The organism is Paenibacillus sp. MMO-58 (assembly GCF_037146255.1).
Lineage (GTDB): Bacteria > Bacillota > Bacilli > Paenibacillales > Paenibacillaceae > Pristimantibacillus.
Window position 1 is genome coordinate 456,075 of record NZ_JBBCVY010000005.1, and the last position, 20,931, is coordinate 477,005.

The 20,931-nt window shown below is 51.2% G+C and carries 18 protein-coding genes and 1 other annotated feature; of the genes, 17 read left to right on the plus strand and 1 reads right to left on the minus strand.

Going from position 1 to position 20,931, the window contains the following annotated elements:
* Positions 1–4 precede the first annotated feature (4 nt).
* The 3 genes from hemL (at position 5) to WFJ73_RS18135 (ending at position 3,843) form a co-directional block, all read left to right on the plus strand.
* Positions 5–1,306, plus strand: coding sequence for a glutamate-1-semialdehyde 2,1-aminomutase (hemL, locus tag WFJ73_RS18125; RefSeq protein ID WP_336774393.1), 1,302 nt, complete (start codon positions 5–7; stop codon positions 1,304–1,306).
* 27 nt (positions 1,307–1,333) lie between these two features.
* Positions 1,334–2,335, plus strand: coding sequence for an RluA family pseudouridine synthase (locus tag WFJ73_RS18130; RefSeq protein ID WP_336774394.1), 1,002 nt, complete (start codon positions 1,334–1,336; stop codon positions 2,333–2,335).
* A 107-nt stretch (positions 2,336–2,442) separates the two neighbouring features.
* The gene (locus tag WFJ73_RS18135) at positions 2,443–3,843 is read left to right on the plus strand and encodes a LysM peptidoglycan-binding domain-containing protein (protein WP_336774395.1); all 1,401 of its coding nucleotides are present in this window, start codon (positions 2,443–2,445) and stop codon (positions 3,841–3,843) included.
* A gap of 49 nt (positions 3,844–3,892) precedes the next feature.
* Here the strand turns inward: WFJ73_RS18135 and WFJ73_RS18140 are convergent, their stop codons facing one another.
* Complete coding sequence (locus WFJ73_RS18140) at positions 3,893–4,495, minus strand: TetR/AcrR family transcriptional regulator (protein ID WP_336774396.1); 603 nt, start codon at positions 4,493–4,495, stop codon at positions 3,893–3,895.
* 207 nt (positions 4,496–4,702) lie between these two features.
* On the opposite strand from WFJ73_RS18140, the gene WFJ73_RS18145 reads away from it, so the two are divergent.
* The 14 genes from WFJ73_RS18145 (at position 4,703) to WFJ73_RS18210 (ending at position 20,747) form a co-directional block, all read left to right on the plus strand.
* The gene (locus WFJ73_RS18145; RefSeq protein ID WP_336774397.1) at positions 4,703–6,196 is read left to right on the plus strand and encodes an MDR family MFS transporter; all 1,494 of its coding nucleotides are present in this window, start codon (positions 4,703–4,705) and stop codon (positions 6,194–6,196) included.
* 72 nt (positions 6,197–6,268) lie between these two features.
* Positions 6,269–6,503, plus strand: a binding site (T-box leader).
* 198 nt (positions 6,504–6,701) lie between these two features.
* Entirely contained in the window at positions 6,702–9,353 is a 2,652-nt protein-coding gene (locus WFJ73_RS18150) for a valine--tRNA ligase (protein WP_336774398.1), read from the plus strand.
* Positions 9,354–9,380: 27 nt separating this feature from the next.
* Entirely contained in the window at positions 9,381–10,757 is a 1,377-nt protein-coding gene (locus WFJ73_RS18155; protein WP_336774399.1) for a bifunctional folylpolyglutamate synthase/dihydrofolate synthase, read from the plus strand.
* A gap of 7 nt (positions 10,758–10,764) precedes the next feature.
* Positions 10,765–12,153 carry a UDP-N-acetylmuramate--L-alanine ligase gene (gene murC / locus WFJ73_RS18160; RefSeq protein WP_336774400.1) on the plus strand — a complete coding sequence of 463 codons (1,389 nt, stop codon included), beginning with the start codon at positions 10,765–10,767 and terminating at the stop codon, positions 12,151–12,153.
* Between the two features lie 164 nt (positions 12,154–12,317).
* Positions 12,318–13,799: a hypothetical protein gene (locus WFJ73_RS18165; RefSeq protein WP_336774401.1), complete on the plus strand. Its 1,482-nt coding sequence runs from the start codon at positions 12,318–12,320 to the stop codon at positions 13,797–13,799.
* Between the two features lie 62 nt (positions 13,800–13,861).
* Positions 13,862–14,104, plus strand: a complete 243-nt coding sequence (locus WFJ73_RS18170; RefSeq protein WP_015845986.1) for a DUF4321 domain-containing protein — start codon at positions 13,862–13,864, stop codon at positions 14,102–14,104.
* Between the two features lie 39 nt (positions 14,105–14,143).
* Positions 14,144–14,770: a Maf family protein gene (locus WFJ73_RS18175; protein WP_336774402.1), complete on the plus strand. Its 627-nt coding sequence runs from the start codon at positions 14,144–14,146 to the stop codon at positions 14,768–14,770.
* 87 nt (positions 14,771–14,857) lie between these two features.
* Positions 14,858–15,544, plus strand: coding sequence for a RadC family protein (gene radC / locus WFJ73_RS18180; RefSeq protein ID WP_127494597.1), 687 nt, complete (start codon positions 14,858–14,860; stop codon positions 15,542–15,544).
* 41 nt (positions 15,545–15,585) lie between these two features.
* Positions 15,586–16,614 carry a rod shape-determining protein gene (locus tag WFJ73_RS18185; protein ID WP_127494594.1) on the plus strand — a complete coding sequence of 343 codons (1,029 nt, stop codon included), beginning with the start codon at positions 15,586–15,588 and terminating at the stop codon, positions 16,612–16,614.
* A 77-nt stretch (positions 16,615–16,691) separates the two neighbouring features.
* Positions 16,692–17,528, plus strand: a complete 837-nt coding sequence (mreC, locus tag WFJ73_RS18190) for a rod shape-determining protein MreC (protein WP_049790071.1) — start codon at positions 16,692–16,694, stop codon at positions 17,526–17,528.
* A 1-nt stretch (position 17,529) separates the two neighbouring features.
* Positions 17,530–18,063 carry a rod shape-determining protein MreD gene (gene mreD, locus WFJ73_RS18195; RefSeq protein ID WP_336774403.1) on the plus strand — a complete coding sequence of 178 codons (534 nt, stop codon included), beginning with the start codon at positions 17,530–17,532 and terminating at the stop codon, positions 18,061–18,063.
* 66 nt (positions 18,064–18,129) lie between these two features.
* Positions 18,130–18,786, plus strand: coding sequence for a septum site-determining protein MinC (gene minC, locus WFJ73_RS18200; RefSeq protein WP_442955960.1), 657 nt, complete (start codon positions 18,130–18,132; stop codon positions 18,784–18,786).
* Positions 18,787–18,799: 13 nt separating this feature from the next.
* Positions 18,800–19,591, plus strand: a complete 792-nt coding sequence (gene minD, locus WFJ73_RS18205) for a septum site-determining protein MinD (protein WP_127494587.1) — start codon at positions 18,800–18,802, stop codon at positions 19,589–19,591.
* Between the two features lie 7 nt (positions 19,592–19,598).
* Entirely contained in the window at positions 19,599–20,747 is a 1,149-nt protein-coding gene (locus WFJ73_RS18210; protein ID WP_336774404.1) for an FtsW/RodA/SpoVE family cell cycle protein, read from the plus strand.
* Positions 20,748–20,931 lie beyond the last annotated feature (184 nt).

The following is a 20,931-nucleotide window of genomic DNA, read 5'->3' on the forward strand; positions in this document are numbered from 1 at the left end:
AGGGATGAGCAAAACGATTGGCAACAGACGCGACGACCGTTCGAGAGAGGCTTTCGCCCGTGCGAAGCAAGTGCTTCCCGGCGGAGTGAACAGCCCGGTACGTGCTTTCAAATCCGTAGGTCTTAACCCCGTCTATATGGATCACGGCAAAGGCAGCCGTGTTTATGATATCGATGGCAACAGCTACATTGACTACGTAGGTTCCTGGGGACCGCTCATCATGGGGCATGCCCATCCCGAAGTTATCGAAGCGATTAAGAAAACCGCGGAAAAAGGAACAAGCTTTGGCGCACCAACCGAGCTGGAGACGCTGATGGCCGAGCTGGTCGTTGAACGCGTTCCTTCCGTTGATATCGTCCGTATGGTTAACTCCGGTACGGAAGCGACGATGAGTGCGCTGCGTCTTGCGCGCGGTTATACGAAGCGCAGCAAAATTTTGAAATTTGAAGGCTCCTATCATGGACATGCCGACAGCCTGCTTATTAAAGCCGGTTCCGGCGTAGCAACGCTTGGCCTGCCTGACAGCCCAGGCGTTCCGGAAGGCGTGGCCTCCCAAACGATTACCGTTCCTTATAACGATCTGGAATCGGTGAGGCTTGCCTTCGAAAAATTCGGCGAAGAGATTGCCTGCATTATTGTCGAGCCCGTAGCGGGAAATATGGGAGTTGTCCCCCCGCTGCCGGGCTTCCTGCAGGGGCTCCGCGAGCTGACGGAGCAATACGGCAGCCTGCTCATCTTTGACGAAGTCATGACCGGCTTCCGCGTCAATTACAGCTGTGCGCAAGGTCTGTACGGCGTTACGCCGGACTTGACCTGCTTCGGCAAAGTCATCGGCGGCGGCCTGCCTGTCGGCGCTTACGGCGGCAAACGCGAGATCATGGAAATGATCGCGCCAAGCGGTCCGATCTATCAAGCGGGGACCTTGTCCGGCAATCCGCTTGCGATGGCAGCCGGCTATACAACGTTGAAGCTGCTGACGAAAGAAACTTACGAGCTGCTGGAGCGTCAAGCAGTCCGTCTGCAGCTCGGCTTTGAGAAAAATGCCGCTAAGCATGGCATTGCAACAACGATTAACCGGGTTGGTTCGATGGTATGCCCGTTCTTCACGGATACGCATGTCATTAACTTCGAGACCGCCAAGACCTCTAATCTTGAACAATTCAGAGCATACTTTTCTGCTGTGCTTGATCTGGGCGTAAGTATTGCTCCTTCGCAGTTTGAAGGCATGTTCGTATCCGCCGTCCATTCGGACGAAGATATCGACGCAACGATTGCCGTCCATGATCAGGCGCTTGCAAGCTTATAAAACGTAGAACAGGAAGGTTCGATATCCATGCATAAACGTCCTTATCGACGCGAGGGGCAATGGCTGTCGCTTCTGCCGACGGATTTGGCCGGGGAGACGACAGGCAAGGATTCGGCTTCCGGGCAGCAAACGGAGCAGCTTTCCATTCCGGAGGCCGGCAGTCATCCGCATCTTGTGCGGCAATGGCTGCTGGCCTGTTCTTTATTTCCGGCAAAATGGATTAACCGTCTGTTCTCGGTTGGCGGTATCGGTTGGGAGGGAGAGAGAATTCGCCTCCTGGCCTTCCCGCCGATAGCCCCCGTCTCGGATCCGTTATACCGCAAAGCAAAGAGCAGCAGCGGCCATTCCTTGCTGGAACAGGCAACAGAGGTCCTCTACGAGGATGACTTCTGCCTTGTACTTAACAAGCCGGCGGGTATGCCGGTTCACGAGTCCCATGCCGGTCAGACCGGTACACTGGATGAAGCGGCAGCGCGATGGCTGCTTGAGCAAGGCGATCCGCTCCCCGTGCGGCATATCCACCGCCTGGATGACGATACGTCCGGTCCGGTGCTGTATTCGAAAAATGATCTTGCCCAATGGGTGCTGGATGAAGCCATGCGCGAGAAACGCATTGACCGGCGTTATCTTGCGGTTGTCCAGGGGAAGGTGAAAAAGCCTTTCGGTACGATTAATGCCCCCATCGGCAAAGACCGTCATCATTCTTCAAGAAGGCGCGTAACGCCTGGCGGCGATTTGGCGATTACCCACTATGAAACCATTCGCGTTTTTTCGGATGCTACTCTTGTCCGTTTGCAGCTGGAAACCGGCAGAACCCATCAAATTCGCGTGCATATGAGCCATCTTGGCCATCCCTTGCTTGGCGACAAGCTATACGGCGGGGATACGAGGCTGCTGCAGCATCAGGCACTCCATGGCGAACGGCTGCTTTTTCCTCATCCATGGACGGGTGATTCAGTAGAAGCGGCCGCGGCGGAGCCCGAATGGCTTGCGAATCTTCTTGACAAGCTAGGCGCACGGACAAATTGATAGTCATGCGCCTTATTTCCGCGCCATATAGATAGTAGTGAATGTAACTTTAGCCCAAGCTTTAGGCATTTGCTTTTCATTTATGGTATTGGGAGGGAGGATATCGCGTGACAGATCAATCCAAAGGCTTGCGATTTGATTTGTATGAGCGTATTCATTTGCCGGATGAGGTAGCGGCGATTGACGAATTGGAGGAAATTGAGCTATCCCCGCGTATTCAGGTGATTGAGCAGGGTGATCATGCTGTGCTGAAAGGGCAGCTGCTCTTAAACGGCGTGTATCGCGGCCAATCGGACGGAGGAAGCCTGCAGACGCTGGAGCACTGGATTCCGGTCGAAATTACGCTGCCGCTCAACCGGGTATCTCGGCTTGACGACATTTCGGTAGAAATCGATAATTTTGACGTAGATTTATTATCCGCGCGGACGCTTAACGTGACCGGCGTGTTATCGCTTAGAGGTATACTCGTTGAACCGCTTCCCGATGCGGAAGAGGCATGGCGGGAGGAGCCGATAACGGTCGTGCATGAGCGCGAGGCTTCGAATGAGGAATCCGATTTCGAGGCAGAGGCGCAATCGGACATTGAGGCCCAGCCTCAGGAAACATGGCAGTCCGTGACCCAGCAGCCTTATTTTACAGGCTATGCAGGCCAGCTGCCGGGAACGCAAAGAGCACAGGAAGAAGAGTTTGAGGAAGAAGAGGAAGAAGAAAGCTTCGAGGCATTCGAAGAAGAGGAGCAGGAAGAAGAGATAGACGAAGCGGATGCTTCCGTCACGATCTCGGCTTCGCCGAGGGACAGCGGCTGGTCTGCTTCGCAGTGGTTCCAATCGAGCCAGCCGGTCAATCAGCCTGTGAGCCAGCCTGACCCGCAGTCCTATCAACCTGTAAATCAACAGAATGCTTCGTTCTATCAGCCAATGGTTCCTCCACAGGCTCCTCCGCCTTCGAAGAGGGAAGATACTTACGATTTCGAGCAAGAAAGCGAAGAGGACTGGCAGGAAGAGTCGGTTGCCGGGCAAGCCGATGAACCTAACGAGGAGGCTTTTGCATCCTTTGGCGGAGAATCGGCCGGCGAAGCGGAATGGCAGGCGCAGCCCGAGGCTCCCCGCGTGCCGGACAACGAGAAACAGGAGATCCGGATAGGCGTAGGCAGCAAGCAGCCGGAACAAAATCCGGAACAGGCGCCAAACGTCGGACTGATGACGTTGCTGCAGACGAGCAAGCGGGAGCAGGCAGCCCGCCAGGCCGCTGCAGACGAGGTCGCAGCCAAACAGGCCGAACAGGCAAAAAACCGCTCATCCGGTGACGATATCGAGTGGAAAACACTTTTCCTTGGCAAGCAATCGGAGGAGAATGAGTTCCGCAAAATCCGTGTCTGCATCGTGCAAAGAGATGAGACTCTGGAGTCGATTGCAGTCAGATACAGCCTGAATCCCCGTGAAATTCTGCTGTATAACGGCTTGAACGAATCCTCCGTTGCGGAGGGTCAGCTGCTTTATATCCCATAATTAAAAAAGCTCCTCCGTTAGCCCTCCCGGGGCTGACGGTGGAGCTTTTTTAATTAGATTTAAACAGCGGATCAAGCATGGTGATGCAGAAGTTGTCCGCAATCTGTTCGATCGAATAGCCCAGCACTTTCGAATAATAGATAAGAGATTCGGGAGCCATGGCACTAATCATCATATGGGCCGTAAACTCGGGGACGAGTGCAATAATCTCGTCCTTGCTCTGTGCCTCCCGGAGGAGAGACAAAAACAAATGGTTTAATTTCCTGTAGCTCGGACTTTCAAAGAAATCCATATCATCCGGCTTGCAAGGTCTGCTGACCTTAATCACATTCAGCCATTCCAGCTGATCATTAGAAAAGTAGAGCAGACGACGGAAAACAGCCGTCAGTCTGTCATGAACAGGCTTATCGGCGAGCGGCTCGAGCAGCTGGCGGATTTCCTCCATCAGACTCTCGAAGGTATCATTCATTAAGTCCATGCATAAGTCGGATTTATTCGCATAACGCCTGTACAACGTGCCTTGTCCAATCTGAATTGATTTAGCAATCTGGTGCATGCTGACGGCTTCAACACCGTGTTCGGCGAAAAGGGACCTGGCGGCTTGCAGGATCATCTTGCTTACCTCTTGCGAGTCCTTCTTTTTATCGTTCATGCGAGCACCCTCCAATTTAACAAAAAATAAATAAAGCAAGGCTGTATTGACAACCGGACAATTGTCCGGTATCATACGTTAGCGGACAATTGTCCGCAGTCGTTTTACGCCTTACCCATTTTACTGCTGGATCATGAAGAGGTCAAGGCGTCAGCAGTTTTGCAAGAAAGATATATAGAGAAAGATATTTAGGAGGAGAGAAATATAATGACTGAAGCAAATGCAACAAACAGCTCCATGTCTATTAAATCCATTATGGTGCCGCTTCTGGCTATCATTGTGGGGATGTTCATGGTAATTCTTGACGGTACAGCCATGAATGTGGCAATTCCGAAATTGCGTGAGGACTTTGGCGGGGCATCGCTGTCACTTGTACAATGGACCGTTACCGGTTATGCATTGGCGCAAGCTGCTGTTATTCCGCTGGCTGGATGGTTGTCCGACCGTTTCGGAGCGAAGCAGATTTACCTTACTTCGATCGTATTGTTCACAATCGGCTCTGCTTTGTGCGCTTTTGCGACAACTGCCGAGCAATTGATTATTTATCGTATTATTCAAGGACTGGGCGGCGGTATGGTTGCCCCGATTGCAATGGCGTTTACTTATCGCTTAAGCCCTCCGGGCAAACAAGGCGCAGTAATGGGTATGATCGGTATTCCGATGCTGCTCGCACCTGCTCTTGGTCCGGTACTTGCCGGCTGGCTCGTTGATTATGTAACTTGGCATTGGATTTTTATTATCAATATCCCTGTTGGGGCGGTAGCCGTACTCCTTGGTCTTCGTACACTGCCGGCATTGGCACGCCAATCCGTTCCGCAGCTTGATCTACTTGGTATGATCTTTGCGCCGCTTGCCTTTGCAGGCCTAGCGTACGGCGTCAGCGAAGGCGGTACGGACTGGGGCTCTACCAAAACTTTGACCGGTCTAATTGTTGGCGGCATTTCGCTCATTATCTTTATTATTGTTGAATTGAACCGTAAGCAGCCTTTGTTGGAACTTCGTGTATTCAAGTCTGCGGATTTCTCCAAAGGTATCATTGTTCAGTGGGTATCTCAAATTGCACTCTTTGGCACCTTGTTCTTGTTCCCGTTGTTCCTGCAAACAGCTAAAGGCTACTCCGCTCTTGATACTGGCTTGATCCTGCTGCCGCAAGCGCTAGCTGCTGCGATCTTTATGCCGATCGGCGGGAAGCTCTTTGATAAGATTGGAGCCCGTCCGCTTGTTATGAGCGGTCTTGGGATTGTTACGATTGGCGCATTCTTGCTCTCTAACATTTCAGCCGATGCAACGGTAGGCACTTATATTCTTCCGCTCATTTTACTCGGAGCGGGTATGGGCCTCTCGATGATGCCGCTTAATACGCATATTATTCAAGCAGCACCTCCTGAACTGGTTGGCCGCGTAACTTCGCTTACAAGTGCAGCCCAGCAGGTAATGACCTCCTTTGCGGTAGCGGGTCTTGCGACGATTCTCGCTAGACGCACCGAGCATTATATGGCTGCGGAAGGAATTAAGAATCCTGCTGATATTACACCGGCTATTGCATCCCATGTTGCTTCTGCTTCTTATGGAGACACATTCCTGATCCTAACGATTGTTGGTGTTGTAGGTACATTGGTAGGTTTCCTGCTGTCGAAACCGAAACGCGCGGAAGGCGCAAGCGCGGAAAAAGCCGATATGCCAATGATGATGGGTCACTAATTAGGCGTAGACGCAAGTTGACTTTCGGGGACATCTTGGATAAAATATGCTATATCTGATTTTTTTCAACATATATTGACGTTGAAGGGGAAGAGTAAGCAGCCAAGCCTTCAGAGAGCGGGACTGTAACGCTGAAAGGTACCGCAGGAATTTACTGCTTCGCTTGTCGCCCCGGAGTTGCTTGAATGAAGCGGGTTCATCCGTTATTTCAAGCCGGCCGCAGCCGTTATCTGTTTGAGTGCCGTGCTTGCTTTTCAGGGGTGCGGAACAAAGGTGGTACCACGGAAGATAACCTTTCGTCCTTTGCTATAAGGGCGGAAGGTTTTTTTGTATTTCTATCCATGCAATGACAGGAATGGTAATGCTTTCGAAGTATGAATCACCACAAACGGTTGATGAACAACCTAGTTTGGCAATTCATTTGGTTTATGCTTTCGAAGTATGAATCACCACAAACGGTTGATGAACAACCTAGTTTGGCAATTCATTTTAGGAGGATGTAAAGATGTCAGACAAGACAACAATGCCGACGACTTATGATCCGAAGGCAGCTGAGCAGAAATGGTACGACTTCTGGCAGCAGGGTCAATTTTTCAAGGCGGGCCAGCGCCCGGAAGCAAAGCCTTTTACGATCGTAATTCCGCCGCCAAACGTTACGGGGATGCTTCATATCGGGCATGCGCTCGATTTCACCCTTCAAGATATCATTATCCGCACCAAACGGATGCAGGGCTTCGACACGCTGTGGCTGCCTGGCACCGACCATGCGGGTATTGCTACTCAAACCAAGGTAGAACAGAAGCTGCGCGAGCAGGGACTGAGCCGCTACGACCTTGGCCGCGAGAAATTCCTGGAGCAGGTGTGGGACTGGAAAGAGCTTTATGCGGGCACGATTCGCGAGCAATGGGGCAAAATGGGACTGTCTCTGGACTATTCCCGCGAACGTTTTACATTGGACGAGGGTTTGTCCAAAGCGGTACGCGAAGTATTCGTCCGTTTGCATGAGAAGGGCCTTATCTACCGCGGCAAAAAGATTATTAACTGGGACCCGGCTGCCCGCACGGCTTTGTCCGATATTGAAGTAGAGTACAAAGAGCTGAACGGCCATCTGTACCATCTCCAATATCCGCTCAAGAACGGCAGCGGTTATATTACCGTAGCAACAACGCGTCCGGAGACGATGCTTGGCGATACGGCCGTAGCGGTCCATCCGGAAGACGAGCGTTACAAGCATCTGATTGGCCAAATGATCGTACTGCCGGTAGTTGGCCGCGAAATTCCGATTATTGCCGACGAATACGTAGAGAAGGATTTTGGATCCGGCGCGGTAAAAATTACGCCAGCGCATGACCCGAATGATTTCGAGGTTGGCCTGCGCCATGACCTACCGCAAATCATCGTCATGGATGAGACTGGCACCATGAACGAGCATGCGGGTCCTTATCAAGGTCTCGACCGTGCGGACTGCCGCAAGAAGCTGGTGAAGGATCTGCAGGAGCAAGGCGTTTGCATCCGCATCGAGGACCACGTGCATCAGGTTGGCCACAGCGAGCGCAGCGGTGCGGTTGTTGAGCCGTATTTGTCGACGCAATGGTTCGTAGCGATGAAGCCGCTGGCTGAACGCGCGATCGAAGCGCAAAAATCCGGCAACGGCGTTAATTTTGTACCGGACCGCTTCGAGAAAATTTATTTGAACTGGATCGAAAATGTCCGCGATTGGTGTATTTCCCGCCAACTGTGGTGGGGTCATCGCATTCCGGCATGGTACTGCGAGTCCTGCGGCGAGATGCATGTTGCCCGCGAGGACGTAACAGCCTGCGCGGCTTGCGGCAGCACATCGCTTCGCCAGGACGAAGACGTTCTGGATACCTGGTTCAGCTCGGGGCTCTGGCCGTTCTCCACGCTCGGCTGGCCGGAAGAAACGGAAGACTTCAAACGTTACTACCCGACGGATGTTCTTGTAACGGGTTATGACATCGTTTATTTCTGGGTTGCGCGCATGATCTTTACCGCCCTTGAATTCACGGATCAAATTCCGTTCAAGGACGTACTGATGCATGGTCTCGTTCGCGACGCGGAAGGACGCAAAATGTCCAAATCGCTTGGCAACGGCGTTGACCCGCTTGATGTAATCGAGAACTACGGTGCCGATGCGATGCGTTACATGATCTCGACAAGCAGCACGCCGGGTCAGGATCTGCGCTTCCGGATCGAGAAGGTCGAGCAGGCCCGCAACTTTGCGAACAAGATTTGGAACGCATCCCGTTTCGCTCTGATGAACCTTGAAGGCTTTACGGCTTCCGATATCGATATTAAGAGCAATCTCGGTACGGCTGAGCGCTGGATTCTGCATCGTCTGAACGAAACGGTGCGCGAAGCGACCCGTCTGATCGACAGTTACGAGTTCGGCGAAACCGGCCGTATTTTGTACAACTTCATCTGGGACGATCTGTGCGACTGGTACATCGAATTTGCCAAGCTTAATCTGTACGGCACTGACGAGCAGGCAAAACGCGCGACGCAGTCGGTACTGGCCTATGTGCTTGACCGTACGCAGCGCCTGATTCATCCGTTTATGCCTTACATCAGCGAAGAGATCTGGCAGCATCTGCCGCATGAAGGCGAGTCGATTACCGTAGCCGCATGGCCGGTATACGACGAAGCTCTTGAAGCGCCTGAAGCGGTAAAAGAGATGGAGCTTCTCATGGACATTATCCGTGCGGTTCGTAACGTTCGCGCGGAAGTGAATGTACCGATGAGCAAGAAGGTTGAGCTGATGATTAAGCCTTCCGGCGAAGCGGAGGCGGCGATTGTGAGCCGCAACGAAGAATTTATCAGACGTTTCTGCGGTACTTCGTCGTTTGAGACCGGTCTTGGCCTGGCAGCTCCGGATAAAGCAATGACGGCAATCGTAACCGGTGCGGAGCTTTACCTGCCTCTTGCGGGCCTGATCGATATCTCGCAGGAGATCGCCCGTCTCGAGAAAGAGCTGGCAACACTGAGCTCCGAAGTGGAGCGCGTAGAGAAAAAGCTTGGTAACGAAGGTTTCGTTGCGAAGGCTCCGGCAAAAGTCATTGAAGAAGAACGCGCCAAAATGGCGGACTACGCAAGCAAACGCGATAAGGTTCTTGCGCGTATCGAAGAGCTGCGCAGCTAATGATCTGATGGAAGAAGGACGTTTACGATGATCGAAAACGGAACGGAAACGGAACGAAGCGGCATGCTTCGTTCCTATAAGGAAGCGGTCGATTGGATCAACGGGCTTATTCCGTTCGGAATCCGCCCGGGTCTTGACCGTATTGAGCAGCTGCTGGAGAGACTGAATAACCCTCACCGCAGGCTCAAATTTATTCATATTGCGGGTACTAACGGCAAAGGTTCAACCTGCGCGTACTTAACAAGCGTATTGATGAAATGCGGATATGATGTAGGGACATTTACTTCGCCTTATATTACGAAGTTCACAAACCGGTTCCAATATAACGGCCAGGATATTGAGGAAGAGACTCTCCTTCGTCTGGCCAATGTGCTTAAGCCGCATGTAGAGGAACTGGCAGAGACGGAGTTCGGCTCGCCTACGATGTTCGAAGTATCTACGGCTCTTGCCATTCTGTTCTATGCGACCGTTACTTATCCGGATTACGTCGTTTGGGAAACAGGGCTCGGCGGAAGAATGGACGTTACGAATATCGTTACGCCTATCATCTCCGTCATTACGAATGTCGGCCATGACCATATGGACCGGCTTGGCAACACGCTTGAGGCCGTAGCCTCCGAGAAAGCCGGCATTATTAAAGCTGGCGTTCCGGTAGTAAGCGCAGTGGATCAGCCTGAAGTCGTTGAGGTTGTGAAGCGGACAGCTACGGAGAAGAAGAGTACGCTGTATCTGTTAGGCGAGCAGTTCAACATCAAGGAAATGTCCAGCGAAGAGGATGAGCAAACCTTCCGTTTCGAAGGCATGTTCCGTTCGATTGAACCGCTCACGATTACGCTTAATGGCGCGCATCAGCGGACGAATGCCGCCGTTGCGGTCATGACGCTTGAAGTGCTTCGTCAATATTACGCATTGATCGTAGAAGACGACGCGCTCGCAGACGGGCTGCGCGAGGCGAAATGGCCGGGACGTCTCGAAATGGTATCCCGTTCGCCGCGCATTTTGATTGACGGAGCGCATAATCCGGAAGGCGCCGAATCGCTTGTGCAGGCGCTTCGCTCGACTTACCGGTATGACCGTCTTCATGTCATGATGGCGATGGTAGAGAATAAGAATCATCGGGATGTTCTAAAGCATATACTACCAATAGTGGATACGCTTATCGTGACCGAGCCTGATTTTCGCAGCAAGTTTGATGCGGAACTTCTCGCCGATCTTGTCCGCGATGTGAAGCCTGCGGAGTCTTCCTTTGAGCTTATCGTGGAGAAGGATTGGCGCGAAGGCCTTCGCAAATTGCAACAATTAACCGGGGAAACAGACCTTGGGGTTGTGACTGGTACGCTTTATTTGATAGGTGACGTTCGCTCCCGCATATTGTACAACTCGGATTCTGAAAAAGGTTGGTGAACCGTCTTTGAATACGGCAGAACATGTTCATTTCATCGGAATCGGCGGTTACGGCATGAGCGCAATCGCCCGCGTTATGCTAGAAATGGGATATAAAATTACCGGTTCCGATGTAGCTCGTCAGGAATTGACGGAGAAGCTTGCGGCGAAAGGCGCGCAAATCTATATCGGCCATGAGGCGGAGCACGTCAAAGGCGCCGATCTTGTCGTTTATTCGACAGCGCTCTCGAAAGACAACGTGGAGCGGATGGCAGCGGAGGAGCTGAATATTCCGGTGCTTCACCGTGCGCAAATGCTTGCGCGGCTCATGAATGCCGGCAAAGGCGTGGCCGTAGCCGGAGCGCATGGGAAGACGACTACTTCCTCCATGATCGCGCTTGTTATGGAAAAGTGCGATGCCGATCCAACTTATATTATCGGCGGCGAGATCGTCAATGTGGGAACGAACGCAAAAGCCGGCAAAGGCGAATACGTCGTTGCGGAAGCGGATGAAAGCGACGGTTCATTCTTGCAGTATCACCCAAGCATTGCTATTGTAACTAATATTGAGCCTGACCATCTGGAGAACTACGACGGTGATTTCGGCAAGCTGAAAGCAGCGTATGTCAAATTCCTGTCCCAGGTGAAGACAGACGGCAAGGCGATTGTATGCGCGGACGATGAGACGATCACCGAGCTGCTTCCGAAGCTTGATGCGGACACAGCCTCGAAGCTGATTACTTACGGTATCGACAGCGATGCCGAGTATAAAGCGGAAAATATCAGCCTTGGCGACCGCAAGGTATCGTTTGAAATGACGCATCGCGGTACGACGCTTGGCACCCTCGAATTATCCGTTCCGGGCCGTCATAATGTGTACAACGCAATGGCAACGGTCATTACCTGTCTCGAGGCAGGGCTTTCATTCGATAAGGTCGCTGAAGCCATTCACGAATTTATCGGCGCGAAACGCCGTTTCCAGGTGCTTGGCGAAGTGAATGACATTCTGGTCATTGACGACTACGCCCATCATCCGACGGAGATTCAGGCAACGATAAGCGCAGCAAAAGCAACGGGTAAGCGTATTATTGCGGTATTCCAGCCTCAGCGCTACACGCGCACCTTCTTCCTGCTGGAGCAGTTCAGCCGGGCATTCCCGGAGGCTGATGAGGTTATCATTACGGATATCTACTCGCCGGCAGGCGAACAGCAGATTGAAGGGGTTCATTCCCGGAAGCTGGTTGAGATGATTAAGACAAACAGCAATGCGAACACGTCTTATATCCCGACGAAAGAAGAGGTATTGGAGCATTTGACCGCCAAGGTTGCTCCAGGCGATCTTGTTATTACGATGGGTGCAGGCGACATTTGGAAAACAGCGGATGCGCTTGCGAAGACGCTGAAAGCAAAAGCGTAAATCATAAGCGTAAATCATAAGTCAAATATGGCGAAGAACGCCCCGAAAGCCTCTAACGAGGTTTTTTGGGGCGTTTTTTAGTAAGCGAGTCCGGCAAATCTATCATAATTCTCAATCGAATCTCATAGAGTAGCATTAGAAGAACGGGACAAGGAGAGAATGACATGAACAAGAATAACCGGATCACTTACCGATTTGACCGCACCGGCCAGAGTGTTGAAGATAACGGCCGAAAGGAAATTAGCGCTAAGCCTCAGCAAGCCCCGGAACGGGAACAGGGCAAGCCTTCGAATATTGTGCCTCTCTATGCCAAAACCGAATACGAGACTGCGGAAAGCCCGTTTAGTCCATGGATGAGTCCGTTCCAAGAGGATGTCGGCGCGCTTGAGGATCTGATTCGCGAGACGGAACCAAAACCGGCTCAAGCAGCGGAGAAGATGCAGGCAGCTCCCGCCGCTCTACCGGTAAAAAAGCCTAAGTATGTTCAGGACCCGGTTGTTCTTGATTCTCAACCGGAGCCCGGACCGTCGGCCAAGCAGGCGCAGCGACCCGCGCAGTGGCATCCCCGTCAAAAGGCGCAGCCGGCGGCATTACCGGAGTCAATCCCGCTGTCCGAACCAAAGTCCGTGCAGCCGGAACCGCATGCCGTGCCTATGCCGAAGCAGTCCGATCCTTGGGGCGAGCTGGAGCATTATCCGGAGCTGGACGTGGACTTGAGCCTGAATAACAATGGACAGAAGGCAAACCGCTGGTCCGGTCCCGTTCTTAATTATTCCGCGCCCCCATCCTGGATCAAAGTGTTTCTATCGGTAGCTGGAGCGCTGGCAACAGGTGCGTTGTTCGGCTATTTGCTGCTATCCCTGTTTACGAATACGCCGGATCAGTCCGGTTCCGATAAGCTGGCCAATCCCGTTAACGGATCCGTAACGAATCCAAGCGCGTCGCCAAACGGGGATAAAACGAATTCGAATGGCGGCGCGTCCAGTCCTGCGGTTAGTCAGACAGCGGGCCGGGTGAAGCTGGACATACCGCTGCAATCGTATCAGCTGCTCCAATACGGGGTATTCAGCAACACGGAAGGCAGAGACGCTGCCATTAAGGAACTGTCTGATAAAGGGCTGGCTGCTGCCGGACTGCAAACGGCTAACGACTACCGGGTATATGCGGGAATGGCGATAGATAAGGGGCGTGCGCTTGCCCTCAGCAATGATCTTGGCGAAGACGTTCCCGTCTATATCAAGCAGATCGACGTTCAAGTGCCCGAACAGTTCCCGTTTGCGGGAGACGCCAAAGCGGCAACGGCATTTATGAACAACACAATCGGCCTGATCGGCATGCTCGATGAACTAGCCTTAACCCAGCTTGAACAGCCAAGCTTGTCGCCGCTTAGCTCTGCCGCTGCCGAATCCTGGCAGACAGAGTATCAGAAGTGGACGGGAAGCGTCAAAGCGATGCAGGCAGGCGTAACGGATGAGTCCGGAAAAGCATTTCTCATAAAATTAATTCAATCTATGAATACGGCGGCCAAATCGCTAGAGGAGTACGATAAAAAGCCGTCGCAATCGCATTTGTGGGCTGTCCAGGACGCGCTGATGGACGCGGTCGTCACGCAAAAACAATGGTATGAAGCGATCAACGCATTGTAAACGAAATCGAACCTAAGTATAATAGGGAACAGGTGTCAATAAATGGCGAGAGGCGTTGAATAATGAAGAAAAACGGCTGGATTTTATTGCTTTTCCTCGTGCTGGGCTTAGTGGCCGGCGCACTTGTTGCGCGATGGCTGGAGCCGGTATCCGGAATCTCTTTTTTGACCAAAACAATCGATACAACCTGGTCTCCCGCCGTTGATCTGTATGTGCTCAGCCTGGATCTGAATGTACATGTTCAAATTAGTTTATTCAGTATTATTGGCGCTTTAGCCGCTATTTGGTTATATCGTAAAATGTAAACCGGTTAATCTGCCGGAAATGAAGGAGCAAGTGGGACTTTGAGCAAGTATGAATCGACTAAACCGATCAGCCAGCTTGTGCTGGCATCGTCGTCTCCGCGCCGGAAGGAACTGGTCGCATCGCTGGGCCTTTCCTTGCCGGTTTATATTTTGTCCTCTGATGCCGACGAGTCGGTACCTTCCGATTGGGCGCCTGCGCATATTGTCGAGCAGCTCGCTCTTCGTAAGGCGCATGCGACCGCAGCAATTCTGAAGGAACGCCGGGAAGAGAATCATTCTCTCGTAGTTGGAGCAGACACGATTGTTGTTGTAGACGGCCGGGTGCTTGGCAAGCCAAAGGACCATGAAGATGCATTGTCCATGCTGCGGAGCCTTCAAGGTCGGGAGCATGAAGTTTATACGGGAGTGGCTTGCGTGGTTGCGGAGACCGGTGCCGAGACTTCCGCGCATCGGATGACGAAGGTTTATATGAAGCCGATGCGAGATGAAGTGCTGAAGCGTTATATCGCAACGGGCGAACCCGATGATAAAGCAGGTGCTTACGGGATTCAGGGGCTTGGCGCAACGCTGGTCGAGAAGATTGACGGCTGTTATTTTAATGTCGTTGGCCTGCCGGTGTCTCTGTTGTCGGACATGCTTGCTCAATATGAAATTCAGGTTTTCTAGATTAACTTTTCATGAAGTGACCTTGATTTGGACATAACACCAAGTAATGCCATATCATTTTAGCTGGAAGAAGAGGCAGGGACGGACATGGAGCAAGGCAATCTGTTACGAAATGTCCCCCATGAAGAGCGACCAAGAGAACGCATGATGCAATATGGGGCCGAAGCGCTAAGCCATACCGAATTGCTTGCGATTCTGCTGCGTACGGGTACAAAGCAAGAATCGGCTGTGCATTTGGCTGGTAAAATATTAAAAGAATGCGGAAGCTTGCGCAATTTGCTTGATATGAGCATGAGCGAGCTGACGGCAATAAAAGGGATTGGACCGGCAAAAGCGGTCCAGCTGCGGGCCGGAATCGAGCTTGGACGCCGTATCGTACGGAGCGGACAAGGCGAGATTGTGACGGTACGTAAACCGCAGGATGCTGCGAACTATGTGATGGAAGAGATGCGCTACCTGAAAAAGGAGCACTTCGTCTGCCTGTTTCTGAATACGAAGAACCATATTATTGCCCGGGAAACGTTATCGGTTGGTACGCTTAACGCGTCTCTTGTTCATCCAAGAGAAGTTTTTCGAGCGGCCGTGAAAGCCGGCAGTGCTTCAATTATTTGTGTTCATAATCATCCGAGCGGAGACCCTATGCCAAGCCCGGAAGACGTCACATTAACGAAGCGCCTTGTGGAGGCTGGTGAACTGATGGGGATTGAAGTGCTGGACCATTTGGTCATCGGGGATGGAAGGTTTATCAGTTTGAAGGAACATGGTTACATGTAATATAATAAGTAGGATTGTCGCAATTAGAAGGGAGCATTAACATGTTTGGTGGTTTTTCGAAAGATTTGGGAATTGATTTGGGTACTGCAAACACGCTCGTATTTGTAAAAGGAAAAGGTATTGTTGTAAGAGAGCCGTCTGTTGTAGCTCTGCGTACTGACACAAAAACGATTGAAGCGGTTGGTGAACAAGCGAAAAAAATGATCGGCAGAACACCTGGCAACATTCGTGCCGTTCGTCCGATGAAAGATGGCGTTATCGCCGATTTCGAAACAACCGCAACAATGATCAAATATTTTATCCGTTCCGCGCAAAAACAAAAATCGCTGTTTCCTAAGCATCCTAACGTTATGGTTTGCGTACCGTCCGGTATTACCGCGGTAGAAAAACGCGCTGTTGAGGATGCGGCCAAGCAAGCGGGCGCTCGCGAAGCGTATACGATCGAAGAACCGTTTGCGGCTGCAATCGGTGCCGATCTTCCCGTATGGGAGCCAACAGGCAGCATGGTTGTTGATATCGGCGGCGGCACAACGGAAGTTGCCGTTATTTCGCTTGGCGGTATCGTTACAAGCCGTTCGATCCGCGTAGCAGGCGACGAGATGGATGAAGCGATTATCCAATATATCAAACGTTTCTATAATCTTATGATCGGCGAAAGAACAGCCGAGCAGCTGAAGATGGAGATTGGTACGGCACTTCCGTTTGATGTTTCCGAGTCGATCGAAATTCGCGGCCGCGACCTCGTAACGGGTCTGCCTAAGACGCTGCCTATTACTTCGGAAGAAGTTACGGAAGCGCTGATGGACACGGTAAATTCGATTGTAGACGCGGTAAAAATTACGCTGGAAAAATGCCCGCCTGAATTGTCTGCCGACATTATGGACCGCGGTATTGTGCTTACCGGCGGCGGAGCGTTGCTTCGCAACCTGGACAAGCTGTTGGCACGCGAGACAGGAATGCCTGTCATTGTAGCGGATAATCCGCTTGATTGCGTAGCTATTGGTACAGGCCGTTCGCTTGACCACATTCACTTGTTCAAAAAAGGCGGATCTTCCCGCTCGAAACGATAAGAGAACCGGAGCGGTTAGGATATGGAACGGGCAGGTGATTAAAACTGTTTAAGCTGCTAAGAAATAAGCGGTTGTTTATGCTTATGATCGGATTAATCCTGTTCATTGCGGTTATCGGTTTCTCACTAAGCGACCGCAAGGAGCTGACTTGGCCCGAGAAGTTTCTCGGCGATTCTGTTGGATTCGCGCAGCAATGGTTCTACAAGCCCGCTGGATTAGTAGCGGGCTTCTTTGAGGACATTCGCGAACTCAAGACGCTGCATGAGGAGAATGAACAGCTGAAGCTGACGGCTGCTGCTTATGCGCGGGACAAAATTAATTACAATTTTGTCCAGAAGGAGAACGAGCGGCTGCAGGAAGAGCTTCATTTTACGGAACGCCAGAAGAATATGTACAAATACAATTATTTGATTGCCCAAGTTATTGCAATTGATAACGATCCATACAATCATACGATGGTTATAAACCTAGGTTCAAAGAACGGAATCAAGCCCAATATGGCCGTAACGACAATTGACGGACTTGTTGGTCTTGTCAGCAATGTCCGTCCGTACACGGCAACGGTAACTCCGCTTACGGAACTCGATGACACCTCGCCAACGTCAAACGCCATTGCGGCAACGGTTCTCGGCAGGGAGAACGAGTCGTTTGGTATTGTAGGCAGCTATGATAAGGAAACAGATCGCCTCATTATGACAAAAATTGCCGAAAACGACAAAATGATTGTTGACGATACGGTTATTACATCCGGTCTCGGCAATGTTTACCCTCGCGGTCTAGTGATCGGTACGGTAGAAACCAGACAGGTCGGCGATTTTGGCCTTACCCATACCGCTACGATTAAAATGGCAGCCAAATTCGATCATCTGACCGAAGTGTTTGTCGTTCAGCCGACGGAATCGGGAGATGAATAAGATGGGCGATAAAGGCATCAACCGTCTTATTCTAGTCATGCTGCTCTTGTTTATCGTAGAGGGCGCCATAATGCCTTGGCTTATTCCGGTTGAGCTGACAGGAAGAATCGTACCTCATTTTATGTTCGTTTTCGTTGTTTTTGCTGCCTTATACAGCGGGCGGCACCGGGCTTTATTTTTCGGAATAAGCTTTGGTTTTCTGCAGGATATCGTCTACTTCGGACATTTAATGGGTGTTAACGCCTTTTCCATGGGACTTATCGGATACTATACCGGCGTACTGCTGGAGCGCCGGCGCAGCACGCTGCTCACGGCGTTGTCCGTGGTTGGCCTCGGCTCTATTTTGTACGACACGATTGTGTATTTCGTAAATATGGTCTTCCGGATTACGAAAGAAACGTATGCCTGGGCGCTGATGGAACATATTTTGCCAAGCCTGTTCCTTCAACTGGTCTTTGCGCTGGCGGTTTACGTACCGGCAAGGCGTCTTTTCGAAAGCCATTTGAAGCTGAATCCGGATTCGGATGAAGAATAATTTATAGGCAGAAAGCAGGAATTTGCACACCGCGAAAAGAATGGATTACGTTGGGGAGGGACAGACGTGACCGAGAAGCAGCATATTATGATAAAAGGTGTCAAGGAAGGTCTCGTGTTCCTTCTCGACGATAAGTGCGAATTCGCAGTTTTGCTCGACGAGCTGCAGTATAAGTTGGAGAAAACGCATCAGCAGCTGCTGACCGGCCCGCTCGTTCACGTGCATGTGAAACTTGGGACAAGGCAGCTTGGCGAGGATGATAAGGAACGGATCAAATCGGTCATTCGCTCGCAGGGCAATTTAATGGTTCAGTCGATTGAATCGTCCTCTGCGGTGCAGGATGGGGCCAATACGGCTCCCGCCGGTCCTCATGTTATAACGGGAATTGTCCGTTCCGGCCAAACAATTGAGCATGACGGTGACCTGCTGCTAGCTGGGGATGTGAATCCGGGCGGTACAATCCTGTGCAGCGGAGATATATACGTAATGGGCGCACTGAGAGGTGTCGCCCATGCAGGCGTAAACGGCCGAACGGATGTCATTATCGCCGCTTCGCTTATGCGTCCAACACAGCTTCGAATTGCCGATGTCATCAGCCGTCCTCCGGAGGAATGGATGTCCGGGGATGCAGCCATGGAATTCGCTTATTTGTATGAGGGAATCATGCAGATTGACAAAATGACGCAATTATTCCGTTTACGCAATAATCCGATTAAGGTATAAGGGGTGTTCATGCATGGGAGAGGCGATTGTTGTAACATCAGGCAAAGGTGGAGTCGGTAAAACGACGACCTCGGCTAATTTAGGTACGGCACTTGCTTTGCTTGGCAAAAAGGTTTGTATGGTCGATACCGACATCGGATTGCGTAATTTGGATGTTGTAATGGGACTTGAGAATCGAATTATTTACGACCTGATTGATGTAGCCGAAGGACGCTGCCGGCTTAATCAAGCTTTGATTAAAGACAAGCGCTTTGAAGAGCTGTACATGCTGCCTGCTGCCCAAACCAAGGATAAGCAGGACGTATCGCCGGATCAAGTCCGGGATATGGTGCTTGAGCTTAAGAAGGATTTCGATTACGTGATTATTGACTGTCCGGCAGGCATCGAGCATGGCTTCCGCAATGCGATTGCAGGCGCGGATCGCGCGATCGTTGTAACAACGCCGGAGAATGCCGCGGTTCGGGATGCTGACCGTGTTATCGGATTGCTCGAGAAAGAGCAGATACCGTCCAAAATTATTATTAACCGGATTCGCCAGAACATGGTGAAGAACGGCGAAATGCTTGATATTGATGAAATTTGCCAAGTGCTTGCCGTTGATCTGCTTGGTATTGTCCCTGATGACGAGAAGGTTATCAAGGCTGCCAATTCCGGAGAACCAACGGTTATGGATCCCTCTTCGCGTGCCGCTATCGCTTACCGCAATATTGCGCGCCGGATTCTGGGGGATATGGTTCCGCTTATGCTGCTCGACGAGAAGGCCGGTGCCTTCAAACGCTTCCGCAAGTTTCTTGGAATAGGATGATTGCCTTGTGCTAAACAAGCTGAAAAAGATAGACTGGGGCATCGTAGCCATTCTGCTCTGCCTAATGGGCATTAGCACCATTTTGGTTAGAAGCGCTACGCATAACAACCCGCTTTATCACAACTATGATCTGAAAACAGTCTTCTTTTATATAGCCGGTTTTTTTGTAGCTATTATGGCTACCGTCTTTGATTATCGCATATTACTGAAAAGCTGGTACGTTTTATACGGTATCGGAGTGGCGCTGCTTATAGCGGTCTTCTTCTTTGGGGCAAACATTAACGGCGCGTCCGGTTGGTTCAAACTGCCGGGCGGCTTCTTGTTTCAGCCTGCCGAGATTATGAAGATCATTATCATTATCGGTATTGCTTATATTATGGGCCGCAGGCAGGGTGATCGGCTAACCTTTATCGAGGACTTGCTTCCGATTGCAGCCTTTGCGTTTCTGCCGTTCCTTCTCGTCATGATTCAGCCTGACCTTGGCAACGCGATTATTTATATCGTTATCGTCTTGGGGATGCTCTGGATCGGGAACGTCAAGTATACCCATGTGCTGGTTGGTTTGACCGCGGTTGTTGCGGCGGTCGTGTTGTCTATCTCTTTGTTTACGATGTTCAACACCGAGATCGAGACTTACCTGAAGGACCATCACAAGGAACACTGGTACAAACGGATCAATACGTTCCTGGACCCAAGCCAGGCATCGTCCGATGACAAGCATCAGTCGGAAAACGCCAAGATAGCGATCGGTTCCGGCGGTCTCAGCGGCGACGGGTATATGAAGGGCGATATGATTAACGGGAAGTTCATTCCCTATCCTTATTCCGATTCGATCTTTGTCGTAATCGGGGAGGAGTTTGGCTTCCAAGGTTCGGCGATCCTGCTATTACTGTACTTCCTATTGATATACAGGATGATACTTATCGCCTTCCGATGTTACGATAATCGGGCTGCGTTTATCGTAATCGGGATCGCCTCCATGTACGTCTTTCAGATCTTCCAAAATATCGGCATGATGATTGGGCTGATGCCGATCACCGGTATTACGCTGCCATTCATCAGCTACGGCGGTACCTCGCTGCTGCTCAATATGCTGTGTATCGGTATTTTGTTTAGCATTAACGCCCACCAAGAGAAATACGAGCTGGCCGAATAGGCCAGCTTTTTTGTTTTACAGGTTAATGGGCAGGGCTGCGCATCAAATGTTCTTCCGATCGCCATTGCTCGGGGATTCCTTGAACGATTCCAATAGGACTGGAATCCCCTCGCAAAAGCGACCACTACGCTTCTACAGAATCATTTGATGCTCCGCCCTTGCCTTAACCCGCATCTCAAAAAGA